Below are 13943 nucleotides of genomic sequence, written 5' to 3'. Positions count from 1 at the left end.
TTGCCGTCCGCGCCCTTCGTCACCTGGGTCGAGCCTGCCGACCTGGGCTTCAACTCCGCCCACTTCATCACCTATGGCAAGGTGTGCGAAAACCTGCACGGCCATAACTTCCATGCCCGGGTGGCTGCCCACGGTGGCGACAGCGGCGAGGGCTATGTGCTGGATTTCGTCGCCCTGACCCGTCTGGCCCGCGGCATCTGCCAGGAGCTTTCCGACCGGGTCATCCTGCCCGGCACCAGCCCGGTGGTGAAGCTGGCCGAGGAAGACGGCCTGATCAAGGCGGAAAGCTTCGGCAAACGCTTCTGGGTGGAAAAGGAAGGCTGCGTCGTGCTGCCCATCGCCAACGTCACGGCGGAACTGCTTGCCTTCCACATCGGTGAGCGGCTGGTGGAGGCCCTGCGCCGCGAGAATCTGACGGCCGGCGTGCAACTGCTGGAAGTCGGCGTCGAGGAAGCCGACCGCCAGTGGGGGATATCACGCCACCACCCGCGTCATGACTGAACCGAAAACGCCCCGCATCGCCTGGGGGCTGACCGGCTCCGGCCATTATCTGCGCGAATGCCTGGAGCTGATCGATCGCCTGCCCGACGTGGATATATTCGTGACACGCGCTGCCGTCGAGGTGCTGAGCATGTACGGCATCCCGCTCAAATCGCTGCGCGGAAAACACCGCGTCTACCAGGACCACACCGCCAGCAGCGTGCCGGTGGGCTTTCTCTACAGCGGCCACTACCATACGCTGATCATCGGCCCGGCCACCTCCAACACCGTGGCCAAGTGTGTCGCCGGCATTTCCGACACGCTGGTGACCAACCTCTACGCGCAGGCCGGCAAGTGCCGCATTCCCAGCATCGTGTTCGCCTGCGACACCGAGCCGGCCATGATCACCGAGGCACCCGACCGTACCGTGACGGTCTACCCGCGCCCCATCGATCTGGAAAACACGCGGCGCCTGAAGTGTTTTCCCGATACCCTCGTGACGGAGAGCGTCGCCGCACTCAAGGCGGCCATCGAGCAGCGCCTGGCATGCCTGAACACATCCTTTTCCTGACTGGCCGCCTGGCCGAATCGCAGCTCCGGCGCGTGCTCGGCGACCTGGGCGATGCCGGCTTCACCTGGGAGGTGCAGGTACTGGGCGTGCAGGTGGCGGCCTTGATGACCGCCGACATGATCCGTCGCCGCCTCACCGACACCGGCCGGGCCGACCGCATTCTGGTGCCCGGCCGCTGCCGCGGCGACCTGGCCGCACTGTCCGCGCATTTTGGCATCCCCGTCGAACGCGGCCCCGACGAACTCATGGACCTGCCCGGATTTTTTGGCCGTAAACGCCGCGCACCGGACCTCTCGCGCCACGATGTCGTCCTGTTCGCCGAACTGGTGGATGCACCGCGCATGGGCATCGAGGCCATTCTGGCCCAGGCCGCCGCCTATGCCGCCGACGGCGCCGACGTGATCGACATCGGCGGGCTGCCGCAGACGCCGTTCCCGCATCTGGAAGAGACCGTGCGCGCACTCAAGGCCGCCGGCCACCGGGTCAGCGTGGATTCGCTGGATACCGACGAACTGTTGCGCGGCGGCCGCGCCGGCGCCGATTACCTGTTGTCGCTCAGTTCCGAGACCCTGCACCTGGCCGACGAGGTTGCCTCCGTCCCGGTGCTGATCCCTGCCCGCCACGGCGACCTCGACGACCTGGTCGGCGCCATGCAACGGCTGGAGGCGCGCGGCAGGCCTTACCTCGCCGACCCCATCCTCGACCCGCTGCCGTTCGGTTTCGCGTCATCGCTGGCGCGCTACCACGAACTGCGCCGGCGCATGCCCCAGGCGGAAATCCTCATGGGCACCGGCAACGTCTCCGAGCTTACCGATGCCGACACCGCCGGCATCCATGCCCTGCTGCTGGGGATCATGGCCGAGCTCGACATCCGGGCCCTGCTCACCACCCAGGTCAGCCCCCACTGCAAGAGTGCGGTGCGGGAGATCGATGCTGCCCGGCGCATCATGTTCGCCGCCCGCGAGGCGCAAAGCCTGCCCTGCGACTTTTCCGACGACCTCCTGGGGCTGCGCCACCGCAAGCCATTCCCCTATGGCCCGGACGAGATCGACGCCATGGCTGCGGCGGTGAAGGATCCCAGCTTCCGCATCCAGATCAGCCAGGCGGGCATGCACATATACAACCGCGACGGCCTGCATACCGCCACCGATCCCTTCCAGCTCTGGCCGCATCTCAAGCTTGAACACGACGGCGGCCACGCCTTCTACCTGGGCGTCGAGCTCGCCCGCGCCCAGATCGCCTGGCAGCTCGGCAAGCGCTACAGCCAGGACGAGCAGCTGGCCTGGGGCTGCATGCAGCCGCGCCCGGCCGAAGACATGAGCCAGCAGTGCGCCCCTGGGCCGACCCGCGCCGATACAACGAGAGCATTGCCATGAGCCTGATCTTCGAAGCCATCCTCACCAGCGCCACGTCCGACGGCACCACCCACATCGCCCCGCTGGGTTTTCGGCGCGAAGGCGAGTTCGTCGTGCTGGCGCCGTTTCATCCCTCGCGCACCCTGGACAACCTGCGCGCCACCGGCCTGGCCGCCCTGAGCCACACCGACGACACGCGTGTGTTCGCCGGCTGCCTCACCGGGCGGCGCGACTGGCCGCTCATGCCATGCGAACGCATCGCCTGCGGCCGCCTGGAAAGCGCTCTCAGCCACATCGAGCTGGAAGTGGCGCGCATCGAGGAAGATCCGCTGCGGCCGCGCTTTCTGTGCCGCGAACTGCTCGCCCGCAACCACGCGCCGTTTCCCGGCCACAATCGCGCCCAGGCCGCCGTCATCGAAGCGTGCATCCTGGTCAGCCGCCTGAACATGCTGCCTGCCGACAAGGTGCAGCGGGAAATGGACTACCTCGCCATCGCCATCGACAAGACCGCCGGGCCGCGCGAGCTGGAAGCGTGGGGCTGGCTCAGGGAGAAGATCGCGGCGCACCGGGAAGCGGCATGACCGCCTGGCTCGCCAGCATCACCGATGCCGCCGAGGCGCGCCAGGTGCTGGCCGCCGGCGCCGCCATCGTCGATGCCAAGAACCCGCATGCCGGTGCGCTTGGCGCACTGCCGCACGACACCGTGCGCGCCATCGCCGCGGCGGTGGGCGGGCGCGTCCCGGTCAGCGCCACCATCGGCGATTTCCCGGACATGGACCCCGCAGCGGTGGCGGACGCCGTTGCCGCCATGGCCGCCACCGGCATCGACTTCGTCAAGATCGGCCTGTTACCGTCGCCCGCGCTGGCCGATTGCCTGGATGCGCTGGCGCCGCTCGCCAGCCGCCACCGCCTGGTGGCCGTGCTGTTCGCCGACCGCGAGCCGGATTTCAGCCTGATCGAGCGGCTCGCCGAACGGGATTTCACGGGCGTCATGCTCGACACGGCGGACAAGGCCGGCGGCAGCCTGCTGGCCCATCAGCCGGTGGCGCGCCTGGCGCAGTTCGTGGCGCAGGCGAAAAAGCCGGGACTGCTCAGCGGCCTGGCCGGCTCGCTCAGGCTGGCCGACATTCCCGTCCTCGCGCCGATCGGCGCGGACTATCTGGGATTTCGCGGCGCCCTCTGCCGCAATCACGCCCGCACCTGGGCGCTGGATCCGGGCGCCCTGGCGGCGCTCAGTGAGGCAATGGGGCGGGAGACGGTGCAGGGAGCGTAATCGCCGCAGGCGATGGCTGCGGCCTCTGGTTGCTGAAGCATCGTTCGGCGGCGGGCGCTCAGGCTGAGCACCGCGAATGCCCGCAGTGAACGGCTGCTTATGGAAATATCGAACCGAACTGGTGTCCGGCCGCGGCAATGGACCGGCTCATCGCGCCTGGCCGAGCCGCTCGCGCAGGCTATCCAGGGTTGTCTGCTCGGCGCGGACGCGGAAGAACGCACCTGCGTCGTCGGCGCGCTCCTCCAGCACCGCGCAGCGCGCGAATATCTCCCCGCGCAGTTGCTGTGCCGACCAGGGAAGAAAAAGCTCGGCCTCGACCAGATCCCGCTGGAAAAACGCAACGATCGCCTGGTGCAGTTGCGCCACGTCGCCGGGACGGCGCGCGCTCATCACGATGCAGCCGGGGTAGGCGGCGCGTAGCGCGGCTTCGCGTTCGGCTTGCGCCGTGGCGTCGCCGACGTGGTCAATCTTGTTGAAAATGCGCAGGCGCGGCACGTTCTGCGCATCGATCTCGTTCAGCACGTGTTCGGTGGTTTCGATCTGCCGCTCGAAGCCGGGGTCGCTGGCGTCGACGACATGCAGCAGCAGCGACGCATCGAGCGCCTCTTCGAGCGTCGACTTGAACGACGCGACCAGCCCGTGCGGCAGGTTCTTGATGAAGCCGACCGTGTCGCTGACCAGCACGTGCGGGATGCTCTCGGGGTAGAGGCTGCGCACGGTGGTGTCGAGCGTGGCGAAGAGCTTGTTGGCGACCAGCACCTCGCTGCCGGTGAGGGCGCGCATCAGGGTGGATTTTCCCGCGTTGGTGTAGCCCACCAGCGCCACGCTGGCGAGCCCCTGGTGCGCCTGCCGGCGCGCGCGCTGCGTCTTGCGCTCGACGTCCATCGCGGCGATTTCCTGTTGCAGTTCGGCGATGCGGTCGCGGATCTTGCGCTTGTCCAGTTCGGTGTGCGACTCGCCGGCGCCGCGCCCGCCGACGCCGCTGCGCTGCCGCCCTTGCGGTCCCGCGAGTTTCGCCGCCTCGCGCAGGCGCGGCGCCAGGTAGCCCAGACGCGCGATCTCCACCTGCGCGCGCGCAGCAGGGGAGCGCGCGTTGCGGTGGAAGATTTCGAGTATGACCATGGTGCGATCCATCACCTGGCAGCCGACCTCGTTTTCGAGGTTGCGCGCCTGCGACGGCGAGATTTCGTGGTCGACGAAGATGACGTCGATCGGCTCGGCCGAGACCGCGTCGTCCAGGCCCTCGACGAACGTGGAGAGACGATGCAGGGGGTTCTGCGGTGCGCGGTCGGGTTCGCTTGCGTCGCCCGGTTCGATGTTCACGAAGCGGCGTATCTCCTGCCGCTTGCCGACGCCCAGATAAGCCGTCGAGTCGAAGCCGGAACGCTTTTGCGTGAACGTGCGGGTGACCGTGAACCCCAGTGTTTTCGCCAGCTCGCGCAGTTCGGTCAGCGACGCCTCGAATTCAACGTCGCTCACCCCTGGCAGCTGCACCGACGCCACGACGGCGTACCGGGGTTTTTCTTTGGCTTCTTTTTGCATGCGGTGCGGGCTTCTGTCGGTTGGGCGAAGCCGGGCATTATCCGCCAATGTAATCATCCTTTCACGCCAGATATTTCCCGGCTGCCCCGTCCAGCCGTTCGAGGATTTCTTTCAGCCACGCCCCGTGTTCCGGTTTCATCACGCAGGCGCGCAGGCAGGTGATCGTGTCCGCATCCCAGGCACGCACTGGCTTGAACGGCTCCAGCATGGCCCTGGGCATGGTGACCATGGCCAGATGCAGGTCGCGTTCCCGGGCGGCCTGAAAAACCTGGCGCGTCCTGGCCGAGGCCAGACTGGCGCTGTCGGCGCGTACGGCCCAGACGACGACGTCGAGCTGTGGCGGCGACAGCGGGACGAAGCGTTCATCTTGCGCCAGCGCCTGGTGTAGCGCCAGGGCGGCGTTGCGGCCGGCTTCCAGCCCGTGGGCGAATTCGCCGCCGCGAACCAGGGGCAGCAGCCGCAGGGTGGTCCACAAGGCCACGGCGGCGGCGCCGGGGCGCGAGCATTCCAGGGAGATTTCCCCCAGGTGTGGATCGGCGCTGTCCAGGTAGGTATACGGCGAGTCATGCCGGTAGACCTGCCGGACATGCGGGTCGCGGAACAGGATGCAGCCGCAGCCGTAGGGCTGCAGGCCGTGCTTGTGAGGGTCCACGGCTATGGAATCGGCTTGGGACAGGGCGTCGAAGGCGCGTCGGGCATCGTCGCCGAGGTTGGCCGCGAGGGTGAAATAGCCGCCGTAGGCGGCATCCACATGCAGGCGGAAGGCGTGGCGCCGGCGCAGGGCCAGGATGTCGTGAAGCGGGTCCACGGCGCCGGTGGCTGTGGTGCCCAGGGTGGCCACCACGGTTCCCACCGTGCCCTTGGCCAGCGCGCGCTCCAGGGCTGCGATGTCCATGCGCCCCAGGCGATCCGCCGCAATCGGGTGGAATGGCACGCCCAGCACGCCCGCCAGCCGCGCGTGGCTGTAATGGGCCTGGACCGAGGCGGCGATGCCCCGGCCGTGGCCGAGTTCCCGCGCTACCCAGAGCGCCTCGAAGTTGGCCAGCGTGCCGCCGCCGCACAGGTGCCCGAGGTGGGTGTCCCAACCGAACATGGCTGCGATCCGGGCTACCGCCTCCTGTTCCATGCGCGAGCTGGCGCGGCCGCCGTCATAGGCGTGATTGTTGGGGTTGAGGCCGAGGCTCAGGGAGTAGGCCAGCCGGGCGGCAGGATGAGGCGGCTTCTGCATGTGCCCCAGGTAGAGCGGGTGATGATAGGGGGCGGTATCGCGCAGGCGCTCTGCCGCTGCGAGCAGGGCTTCGCGCAGGCCGGCGGGGAGAGCGCCGGGACGGGCGTCCGGCAGGCTGGCGAAGCCGGCGTCGAGGATTGCCAGGGCCTCGTCGAGCAGTTCGAGTTCCGCTTTCCGTCGGGATGTCATGATTGAGGCCTCGTCTGTGGGCGTGACACTTGGCCGCCGTCCGCTCAGTCGCGCTTGAGCAGGTCGCGCACCGCCCGTTCGATTTCCGGGTGGTCGAATTCACGTCCGCCGATTGCGCCGGCAACGATGCGGCCCTGCCGGTCGATCAGATAGGTGGTCGGCAAGCCGGCCACCCCCCACGCCTGCATGGTCCTGCCATGGGGGTCGAGCAGGATCGGAAAGGAGGGGGGAGTTTCCATCCGGCTGCTGAAGGCATGGACGGTGTCGGCGTCCTCGCCCACGTCCACTGCCAGAACGACGAAATTATCCCCGCGCAGCTTTTGCGCCAGGCGTTCCATCGACGGCATTTCGCGGCGGCAGGGCGGGCACCAGGTGGCCCAGAAGTTGACCAGAACGACCTTGCCCTTGAGCGCCGCCAGGTCGTGGGGCTGGCCATCGAGATCCCGCAGATTCAGTGCCGGGGCGGGGTTTTTTGCCGCTGTCGCGGTCAGGCTGTGGGACAGGGGAGGCAGGCCGGCGGCGGGCGAGGATGCGCCGAGCGCCAGCAGCAGCGCGCCCAGCAGGTTTACGCTCCAGCCCGCAAGGTTATGGTCGCCTTCGCGGACAGTACGGACAGGGTTTGTTTTCATGGGGGCAGGCTGGGTTGATTCATTCATGGGGTTCATCGGACTTTCTCTCGTTCCTGCTTTTTGGCGTCGCGCCGCACCATCCGCTTCCTGTCTGCGCATCGGGCGGTGATGCGGCTGGCCGCTGGCGGCAATGTCCGATCCGCTTTACTGCCCATGCCTGCAGGCGTCGTGCGCTTCTCTCGACGAAACGGGGGCCGCCATCGGCCAGGCCAGCCAGTCGTCCAGGGTGGCGGGGGCGCAGTGGCTGAGGATGTGGATCGGTTTGGCGTAGCGGGCCGCGAAACCGGGAAAGGCGCTGTCGACCAGGCCGGCATCGGCCAGCGCCCGGATATCGCCGGCGTCGCTCTCGCCGTGCTTGATCAGCGCCAGCGCTTCTGCGCCGAGGTGGTGCGCGAGCCAGACCGCCAGGCTGTCGGAGGTCACCGACCAGCTTTCCGGGATGTCGGACGCGCCCAGACACATGCTAGAAGGCAGCCAGACCGGCGTGCGGCCATGCGCGATGGCGTCAGTGATCACCTGGGGCGTGGCGGCGGGGAGCAGGCCCGGCTCCAGGTCGCACAGCATCAGGCCGTATTGCTCCATGGCGAGCAGGCTCAGGCGATGCGCCGCGGCATCGCTGAAATGGCAGCGCCGCTGCGCCGCACGCACCGCGTCGGCGAACGGACCGCCGCCGGGTACCAGCACGACGCGGCCGCCGGCCTGCGCCAGTGCGTCGAGCCAGCTGGTGAGCCACGGCGAATCGTGCAGACTGCCGCCCAGTTTCACGACTCGGAGCATTGTTCCTCCGCTTGCGTGGCGGCCATTCCGCCGCCTGATTCGCACACCAGCCGGAGCATGGCAGCCGCCTTGTCGAGGCATTCCTGATACTCCTCGTCGGCTTTCGAGTCGGCGACGATGCCGCCGCCGGCCCAGAAGCGCAGCGTGTCGCGCGCCAGGACCAGGGTGCGGATCGCGATGTTGCTGTCCATGTTGCCGTTGAACCCAAGCCAGCCCACTGCTCCGCAATACACGCCGCGCCGGTCCGGCTCCAGTTCCTCGATGATCTGCATGGCGCGCAGCTTCGGCGCCCCGGTGATCGAGCCGCCCGGGAACGACGCGCGCAGCAGCGCCGCCGCATCCACGTTCCCGGCAAGACGCCCGGTCACCGTGCTCACCAGATGGTGCACCGTCGCGAAGCTCTCGATCTCGAACAGGCGCGGCACCGCCACCGAGCCCGGCGCGCATACCTTGCCGAGGTCGTTGCGCAGGAGGTCCACGATCATCAGGTTCTCGGCGCGGTCCTTCAGGCTGTCGCGCAATTCCCGCGCCAGCATCGAATCCGCCTCGGGCGCAGCGGCGCGCGGGCGCGTGCCCTTGATCGGTTTGGTCTCGACGTGTCCCTGTTTCACTTCCAGGAAGCGTTCCGGCGACGATGACAGGATGCGGACGTCGGGCAGGTTGAGGTAGGCCGAATACGGTGCCGGGTTGAGCCGGCGCAGGGCCTGGTAGCCGAGCCATGGATCGCCGGTGGCGGGCGCGGCGAAGCGTTGCGCGAGGTTGACCTGGTAGCAGTCGCCGGCGGCGATGTAGCGCTGGATCTGGCTGAAGGCCCGGCGGTAGGCGTCGCGGGTGAAATTGCAGCTCACCGTGCCCACCCGGAACGGGCGCCGCTGCGCCGCTGCGGCAGCGCCGGGGGCGTTGCCGAACAGGGTGGCCAGCCGATCCCAGGTGGCTGCGGTGCGGGGGTCGCGCCCGGCGCCGACCAGCCAGCTTGCGCGCTGCTCGTGATCGACCACGACGGCCCAGTCGTAGATGCCGACTGCCATATCGGGAATGGCTTCGGCGTCGTGCGCGAGGCGCGGCAGGCGTTCGATGCGGCGCGCGAGGTCGTAGCCGAAGTAGCCGATGGCGCCGCCAGTGAACGGCAGCGGGCCAGGCAGGCCGTCGGCAGCGAGGGCCTGGCGCAGCAGGTCGAACGGATCGTCGGGGGAGAGGCTGACGGGCGGGCCGGTGCCGTCGTGGCGGCGTATCTCGCTCATGCCGCCACGGGTGACCAGCGTGGCGCTCGGGCGGGCGGCGAGGATGTCGATGCGTCCGGCGGTGCTGCGCGGCCGGCCGCTGTCGAGAAACACCGCCCACGGTTCGTCGGCGATGGCTTCGAACAGCTCGGCGCTGTCCGCGCGGTAGGGAAGGGCAGTCAGCAGCATGATTTTTCTCCAGCCAGCAGCAGGCCCGCAGCCACGGCCGGCGCGCACCAGTCGATGTGCTCGACCAGCGAGCCGGCTACCGGCAGCTGCGAGAAGTTCAGCACCGGGCGTCCGCTCCTTGCCGCCAGGCGCGGGCCGAGGAAAGTGCCGGCGCCCGCCATCACCAGGGGGGCATGCGGGTCGATCGGTACGCGTGACAGCACTTGCCGGATGGCGCGGCCGATGCGTTCCAGTTGTGCGTCGGCGAACCAGGCGGCCAGTTCCGCCCAGGCCGCATCGGACAGGTCGCCGGCATCGCGTCCGACCATGCGCGCCAGCCGGGCACGGCTGGCCGCGACGGTCTTGGGACCGCCATCGGCGCTGTCGTGCAGATCGGCGCCGTCGGGCAGCCAGCCGAGCACCCGATGGACGTCCGCGCTGGTGGCGAAGTGTTCTGCCATGAGCGGCAGCCAGCGTCCCGCCACCGGCGCTTCCGCGCTCATGGCCATGAGCGGGGTTCGCGCGATGCCGGTATAGACCAGTTCGCCGGCCGCCAGGCGGTCGCTGTCGCTGGCACTGGCGGTGGCCACCTTGTGGCCGCGCAGCGGGACGATGTCGGTGGTGGTGCTGCCGATATCCACCAGCAGCGCCTCGCCCAGGCGCACTGCCACCAGATCGGCGGTGGCGCGCCAGTTGGCCGAGGCGACCTGGTAGGGGTGCAGGCGCGCGGAAGCGCCATCGAGCCAGCCCTCGGCGCCGGCATAGAAGCGGACGCCGCCGCTGCCGAGGCGCTGGCACAGCAGTTCGACCAGGGCATGCACGCCGTCCCTGCGGGTGGCGAACAGGTCGGTCATCTCGCCGCTCATGGTGACGGCGTGGCGGAGCGGAGAATCTGGCCACGCGGCATTCCCGGCCAGGACCCGGTCGAGGGACGCGTGCAGATGCTCCAGGCCGCGCCAGAGCGGACACGGCTCCTGCCAGACCATCGAGACGCGGCCGTCGGCCTCGATGCGTGCGGCCTTCAGGTGCGCACCGCCGACGTCCCAGCCGATCGTGATGTCAGTCGGCGCAGGCATGGGCCGTCTCCAGGGTGATGGGGCGCAGGCCGCGGCAGGCACGCATCTCCGGCAGCGCGAGCACGCGTTGCGCCGGGTTGCAGTCGAGCGCCGTGTGCAGGCCGGCGTAGGAAACGGTCGCGCGCGGATTCACCTCCAGCACCATCGGGCCGAAAGCGCCGGCGATCAGGTCGACGCCGACATAGCCCCACAGGCCGGGGATCGCGGCTGCCACCCGTGCGGCCAGTGCGGCGTAACGTCCATCGCCGTCGTCCAGCGCATTGACGGTCACGCCATGGAATTCAAAGCGGTCGCCAGCCAGTCCGACATGCTGGCGGTTCACGCTCAGCAGTTGTGCCTGTCCGTCGCAGCACAGCAGGGAGAGCGACAGGCTCGCGCCTGCGACGTAAGGCTGAAACACATGCACCGCGCAGGGATGGGTGTCATGCCAGGCCTGCGCAGCGGCGGCATCGGCAAACAGCAGGGTGTCCTCGCAGCCGATACCGTCGTCGGGCTTGGCCACCACGGCGCCCGTCAGCAGGTCGGGGGTGGCGAAGGTGGGTACCGTCGCCACCCCGGCCCCGGCCAGGCGGGCGGCGGTGGCGTGCTTGCTGGCGGCGAGGCGCACCGCGTCCGGCCGGCAGCCCAGCAGCCGTTTGCCGGCGGCCTCGACCTGCCGGTTGAGGGATTCCAGCAGGCCGTCGCTTTCCGGTGCCACCATCCAGGCCGCGTCGGCTGCGTCAAGGCAGCGCGTGAAATCGAAGCGGAAGCGTGCCGCATCGGTGGCAACGACCGTCAGGCCGGGCCGTTCCGGCATGGCGAGGCGCGCATCGCGCAGGGTCAGGACTTCCATTCCCGGCAGTGCGATGAGATCATCGACCAGCGCCAGCCACATCAACTCGCCGTCGCCCAGGAAGTCGGGCAGCGCCTGTCCGGCATAGCCGCCGCCGGTGACGAATTCGAAGACGAAAACCTTCATGACCGCTTTCTTAAGCCTGATTCCCGTGCTCGACCTGATGGGCGGGCAGGTGGTACGCGCGCGGGCCGGCCGGCGTGACGAATACCGGCCGCTGCGCTCCGTGTTGTGCGGCTCCAGCCGGCCCGAGGCCGTGGTGGAGGGGTTGCTCGCGCTGTATCCGTTCCGCCGGTTCTATATTGCCGACCTGGATGCCATTCTCGGCCGGGGCGATCACCGGGCCGCGCTGGAAAGTCTGCAGCGTGCCCATCCGGCTCTGGAATGGTGGGTCGATGCCGGTTTTGCCGATGTCGCTGCCGCCGCAAGCTGGCGACGCGGCGGCTTGCGGCGGCCGGTGCTGGGCAGCGAGAGCCTGGCTGAAGCGCCCGCACGCGGCGATTACCCCGATGGCAGCGTGTTGTCGCTGGATTACCGCGGCAAGGATTTTCTCGGACCGGCCGATCTGTTGCGCGATGCGGCGCGCTGGCCGGACGATGTGGTCGCCATGACGCTGGCGCGGGTCGGGGCCGGCGCCGGCCCCGACCTGGCACGCCTGGCGCAATTGCGGCGCCTGAATCCGGCCTGCCGGCTGTATGCGGCCGGCGGCGTGCGCCACGCGGCGGATCTCGCCGCGCTGGCCAGGGCCGGGATGGCCGGCGTGCTGCTGGCCTCGGCTCTCCACGATGGTGCGCTCAGTCGCGCCGAGCTCGCCGCTTTTCATGATGATCGTCCCAGGAACGCAACCACTGACGCCAGGGCGAGCGCCCCAGAGCCGGATCGGTAAAGCGGCCGAGCAGGGGCTGGCTGCCCTGGCTGTGCCAGGTTTCCAGATCGGGGCCGGCGTATTGACACCATGACTGCGGCGTTTCGTAGAGGGTGAGCTCGCACAGCTCGGGCAGGAAATCGATCAGGCGCTCCCAGATGTAGACGCTGAGGAGTTCGGTGGTGGAGCGCCAGGCCAGCTCCGGGCCGGCGTAGTTCAGGGTGTGGTGGTCGAAGCGTTCGACCACGCGGGCGTTCACCACCCGCTTGAGGTAGCCGTAATCGAGCACGCAGCCGGTGATCGGATCGATTCGGCCACGCACCTTCACATGCAGCACGTAGCGGCCGCCGTGCAGGTTGCTGCACTTGGCGGGATGGTCGGTGAGGAAGTGGGCGGAATCGAATACCACTTCCTTGCTTACCGTCACTTCCGGAGTATCCGGATGGAGGCGCGCCCAGACGCCGGGCATCGCCTCCAGCTCGGCCTGCAGGCCGTCGAGCAGGCGCGCGGTGTCGGCGCGTGTCAGCGTGCGCAGCAGGGGCGCGCCGATGCCGAGGTCGTGGCTCAGGGCGCGGGTGGCCACGCCCAGCTCGCGCGCCAGATATTCGGCTGCATCCTCCGCATCGTCGGGCGATGCGAAGGGGAGAAATAGGTAGCCGGCATGCAATTCGCCGGCATGGGCCAGATAGGTTGCGTATTTCATACGCCGTTCCGGCGGGGGCACCCTGGCGGGTAGCCAGGGGCCGACCAGATTGCGTTTTTGCGTTACCAGACGGTTCTTCGCCACGACCCGGTGGGTACCGGGCGCGTAGTGATATTCCTGGCGGAAGCGGAAACCGTAGGGCGCGAGTTGTGCCAGATCGCAGAACAGCAGATCCAGCCAGGCGATCTCGCCCTCGACCCGGCACAGCGCGCCGCTGTCGTCGACCTTGCCGGCCAGACGCAGGCCGGCGAGAACCGCGCGCGCGGTTTCGTCCGGCACGGCGACGGGCATGGGCGGAAGGGGAGCGGCATCCGCCGCCCCGATCCTGTCCGGCGTCACCAACAGGTCGAGCGGCAGCGCGTGGCGCAGGGCGTACTCCTGCAAGGTGAGACCGCAGCAGGCGAACAGATGCTCGTTGTCGAGTTCCATTACCGTGGTTCCGCACTCTAGGCAACGCACGACGCTCTCCCGATCAGTTGTGGGCGGCGAACGGGTGACCCGCGCTACCTTTCTTGGACACGACTTCCGCTGCCGTGGGCGTGCCGGCAACGGCGCGCTTGATGGACTGCTTGGTGGCTTCGTAGTTGTAGTCCTGGATCTTGGCGTCGTCGGCGGCTTCCCAGTGAATGAACACGCCCACGCAGATGAAGAGGTCGTCGGCCTCGTCGGCGGGGATGGTGCCGTCTTCGACGCAATCCGCCACTGCCATGGCGACGCCGCGCTGGGCCGGGCCGAACATCTGCACTGCCTGCTTGGCGCCCTTGATGGTCACCTTGTTGAACATCATGGTGTTGGGCTTGCAGGGCAGGTTGGGGGCCACCACCGCCAACAGCGAGGTGAAGCCGTCCTTGTTGTTGACCAGACCATTGCAGAACGCCGCTTCGACGGCGCTGCCGCGGGGTCCCATGATCAGGTCGATGTGCGCCACTTCGTTGCCGTCGCCCACCAGGGACTCGCCTACCATTACGCGATCGATTTTAGCCATCTTTCTCTCTCCTTGAATTGCACAGACTCGGTTGGATTGGAGCGGCCCGC

15 protein-coding genes are annotated in these 13943 nt (G+C 68.6%); 6 read left to right on the top strand and 9 right to left on the bottom strand.

All coding sequences use genetic code 11. From position 1 onward, the window contains the following. The 5 genes from BGO62_RS08560 to BGO62_RS08540 are packed head-to-tail and all read left to right on the top strand — an operon-like array spanning position 1 to position 3679. The gene (locus tag BGO62_RS08560; RefSeq protein WP_296641306.1) at positions 1-501 is read left to right on the top strand and encodes a 6-carboxytetrahydropterin synthase; all 501 of its coding nucleotides are present in this window, start codon (positions 1-3) and stop codon (positions 499-501) included. Next, positions 494-1051 (top strand): flavoprotein, encoded by a 558-nt coding sequence (locus BGO62_RS08555; protein WP_296641304.1) that lies wholly within the window; start codon positions 494-496, stop codon positions 1049-1051. The genes BGO62_RS08560 and BGO62_RS08555 overlap by 8 nt, the downstream gene beginning before the upstream one ends. After that, positions 1027-2427 (top strand): DUF6513 domain-containing protein, encoded by a 1401-nt coding sequence (locus BGO62_RS08550; protein WP_296641301.1) that lies wholly within the window; start codon positions 1027-1029, stop codon positions 2425-2427. Before BGO62_RS08555 ends, BGO62_RS08550 begins: the two co-directional genes overlap by 25 nt. Further along, complete coding sequence (locus BGO62_RS08545; protein ID WP_296641299.1) at positions 2424-2987, top strand: DUF447 domain-containing protein; 564 nt, start codon at positions 2424-2426, stop codon at positions 2985-2987. The genes BGO62_RS08550 and BGO62_RS08545 overlap by 4 nt, the downstream gene beginning before the upstream one ends. Next, the gene (locus BGO62_RS08540) at positions 2984-3679 is read left to right on the top strand and encodes a (5-formylfuran-3-yl)methyl phosphate synthase (protein WP_296641297.1); all 696 of its coding nucleotides are present in this window, start codon (positions 2984-2986) and stop codon (positions 3677-3679) included. Before BGO62_RS08545 ends, BGO62_RS08540 begins: the two co-directional genes overlap by 4 nt. Before the next feature lie 147 nt (positions 3680-3826). Here the strand turns inward: BGO62_RS08540 and hflX are convergent, their stop codons facing one another. The 7 genes from hflX to BGO62_RS08505 form a co-directional block, all read right to left on the bottom strand. Continuing rightward, complete coding sequence (hflX, locus tag BGO62_RS08535; RefSeq protein WP_296641295.1) at positions 3827-5221, bottom strand: GTPase HflX; 1395 nt, start codon at positions 5219-5221, stop codon at positions 3827-3829. A gap of 61 nt (positions 5222-5282) precedes the next feature. Then, positions 5283-6638 carry an aminotransferase class V-fold PLP-dependent enzyme gene (locus BGO62_RS08530; RefSeq protein ID WP_296641293.1) on the bottom strand — a complete coding sequence of 452 codons (1356 nt, stop codon included), beginning with the start codon at positions 6636-6638 and terminating at the stop codon, positions 5283-5285. Between the two features lie 44 nt (positions 6639-6682). Further along, a complete protein-coding gene (locus BGO62_RS08525) occupies positions 6683-7267 on the bottom strand; it encodes a TlpA disulfide reductase family protein (protein ID WP_296641290.1) in 585 nt (194 codons plus the stop codon). Between the two features lie 144 nt (positions 7268-7411). After that, the gene (locus tag BGO62_RS08520; protein WP_296641288.1) at positions 7412-8044 is read right to left on the bottom strand and encodes an aspartate/glutamate/uridylate kinase; all 633 of its coding nucleotides are present in this window, start codon (positions 8042-8044) and stop codon (positions 7412-7414) included. Continuing rightward, positions 8029-9453, bottom strand: a complete 1425-nt coding sequence (gene pabB / locus BGO62_RS08515; RefSeq protein ID WP_296641286.1) for an aminodeoxychorismate synthase component I — start codon at positions 9451-9453, stop codon at positions 8029-8031. The genes BGO62_RS08520 and pabB overlap by 16 nt, the downstream gene beginning before the upstream one ends. Further along, positions 9444-10508, bottom strand: a complete 1065-nt coding sequence (locus tag BGO62_RS08510; protein WP_296641284.1) for a hydantoinase/oxoprolinase family protein — start codon at positions 10506-10508, stop codon at positions 9444-9446. Before BGO62_RS08510 ends, pabB begins: the two co-directional genes overlap by 10 nt. Then, the gene (locus BGO62_RS08505; protein WP_296641281.1) at positions 10492-11466 is read right to left on the bottom strand and encodes an ATP-grasp domain-containing protein; all 975 of its coding nucleotides are present in this window, start codon (positions 11464-11466) and stop codon (positions 10492-10494) included. The genes BGO62_RS08510 and BGO62_RS08505 overlap by 17 nt, the downstream gene beginning before the upstream one ends. Here BGO62_RS08505 and BGO62_RS08500 point away from each other — a divergent pair. Further along, on the top strand, positions 11465-12226 hold the full coding sequence (locus BGO62_RS08500) for a HisA/HisF-related TIM barrel protein (RefSeq protein ID WP_296641278.1): 762 nt from the start codon (positions 11465-11467) through the stop codon (positions 12224-12226). The genes BGO62_RS08505 and BGO62_RS08500 overlap by 2 nt on opposite strands. Here BGO62_RS08500 and BGO62_RS08495 read toward each other — a convergent pair. Together BGO62_RS08495 and fae are read right to left on the bottom strand one after the other, a co-directional pair. After that, entirely contained in the window at positions 12135-13337 is a 1203-nt protein-coding gene (locus BGO62_RS08495; RefSeq protein ID WP_296641276.1) for a 6-carboxytetrahydropterin synthase, read from the bottom strand. The genes BGO62_RS08500 and BGO62_RS08495 overlap by 92 nt on opposite strands. A 43-nt stretch (positions 13338-13380) precedes the next feature. Further along, positions 13381-13893: a formaldehyde-activating enzyme gene (gene fae, locus BGO62_RS08490; RefSeq protein WP_296641274.1), complete on the bottom strand. Its 513-nt coding sequence runs from the start codon at positions 13891-13893 to the stop codon at positions 13381-13383. Positions 13894-13943 lie beyond the last annotated feature (50 nt).

The sequence above is a fragment of the Thiobacillus sp. 65-1402 genome (genome assembly GCF_001897685.1).
Classification (GTDB): Bacteria; Pseudomonadota; Gammaproteobacteria; order Burkholderiales; family Thiobacillaceae; genus Thiobacillus.
The sequence above is the reverse complement of the archived record's forward strand: the minus strand, read 5'-3'. Positions and strand labels throughout refer to the sequence as shown.

Coding starts and splice junctions, on each gene's coding strand:
- BGO62_RS08555 (WP_296641304.1), top strand. CDS start 494: ATGACTGAACCGAAAACGCCCCGCATCGCCTGGGGGCTGACCGGCTCC.
- BGO62_RS08550 (WP_296641301.1), top strand. CDS start 1,027: ATGCCTGAACACATCCTTTTCCTGACTGGCCGCCTGGCCGAATCGCAG.
- BGO62_RS08545 (WP_296641299.1), top strand. CDS start 2,424: ATGAGCCTGATCTTCGAAGCCATCCTCACCAGCGCCACGTCCGACGGC.
- BGO62_RS08540 (WP_296641297.1), top strand. CDS start 2,984: ATGACCGCCTGGCTCGCCAGCATCACCGATGCCGCCGAGGCGCGCCAG.
- hflX (WP_296641295.1), bottom strand. CDS start 5,221: ATGCAAAAAGAAGCCAAAGAAAAACCCCGGTACGCCGTCGTGGCGTCG.
- BGO62_RS08530 (WP_296641293.1), bottom strand. CDS start 6,638: ATGACATCCCGACGGAAAGCGGAACTCGAACTGCTCGACGAGGCCCTG.
- BGO62_RS08525 (WP_296641290.1), bottom strand. CDS start 7,267: ATGAAAACAAACCCTGTCCGTACTGTCCGCGAAGGCGACCATAACCTT.
- BGO62_RS08520 (WP_296641288.1), bottom strand. CDS start 8,044: ATGCTCCGAGTCGTGAAACTGGGCGGCAGTCTGCACGATTCGCCGTGG.
- pabB (WP_296641286.1), bottom strand. CDS start 9,453: ATGCTGCTGACTGCCCTTCCCTACCGCGCGGACAGCGCCGAGCTGTTC.
- BGO62_RS08510 (WP_296641284.1), bottom strand. CDS start 10,508: ATGCCTGCGCCGACTGACATCACGATCGGCTGGGACGTCGGCGGTGCG.
- BGO62_RS08500 (WP_296641278.1), top strand. CDS start 11,465: ATGACCGCTTTCTTAAGCCTGATTCCCGTGCTCGACCTGATGGGCGGG.
- BGO62_RS08505 (WP_296641281.1), bottom strand. CDS start 11,466: ATGAAGGTTTTCGTCTTCGAATTCGTCACCGGCGGCGGCTATGCCGGA.
- BGO62_RS08495 (WP_296641276.1), bottom strand. CDS start 13,337: ATGGAACTCGACAACGAGCATCTGTTCGCCTGCTGCGGTCTCACCTTG.
- fae (WP_296641274.1), bottom strand. CDS start 13,893: ATGGCTAAAATCGATCGCGTAATGGTAGGCGAGTCCCTGGTGGGCGAC.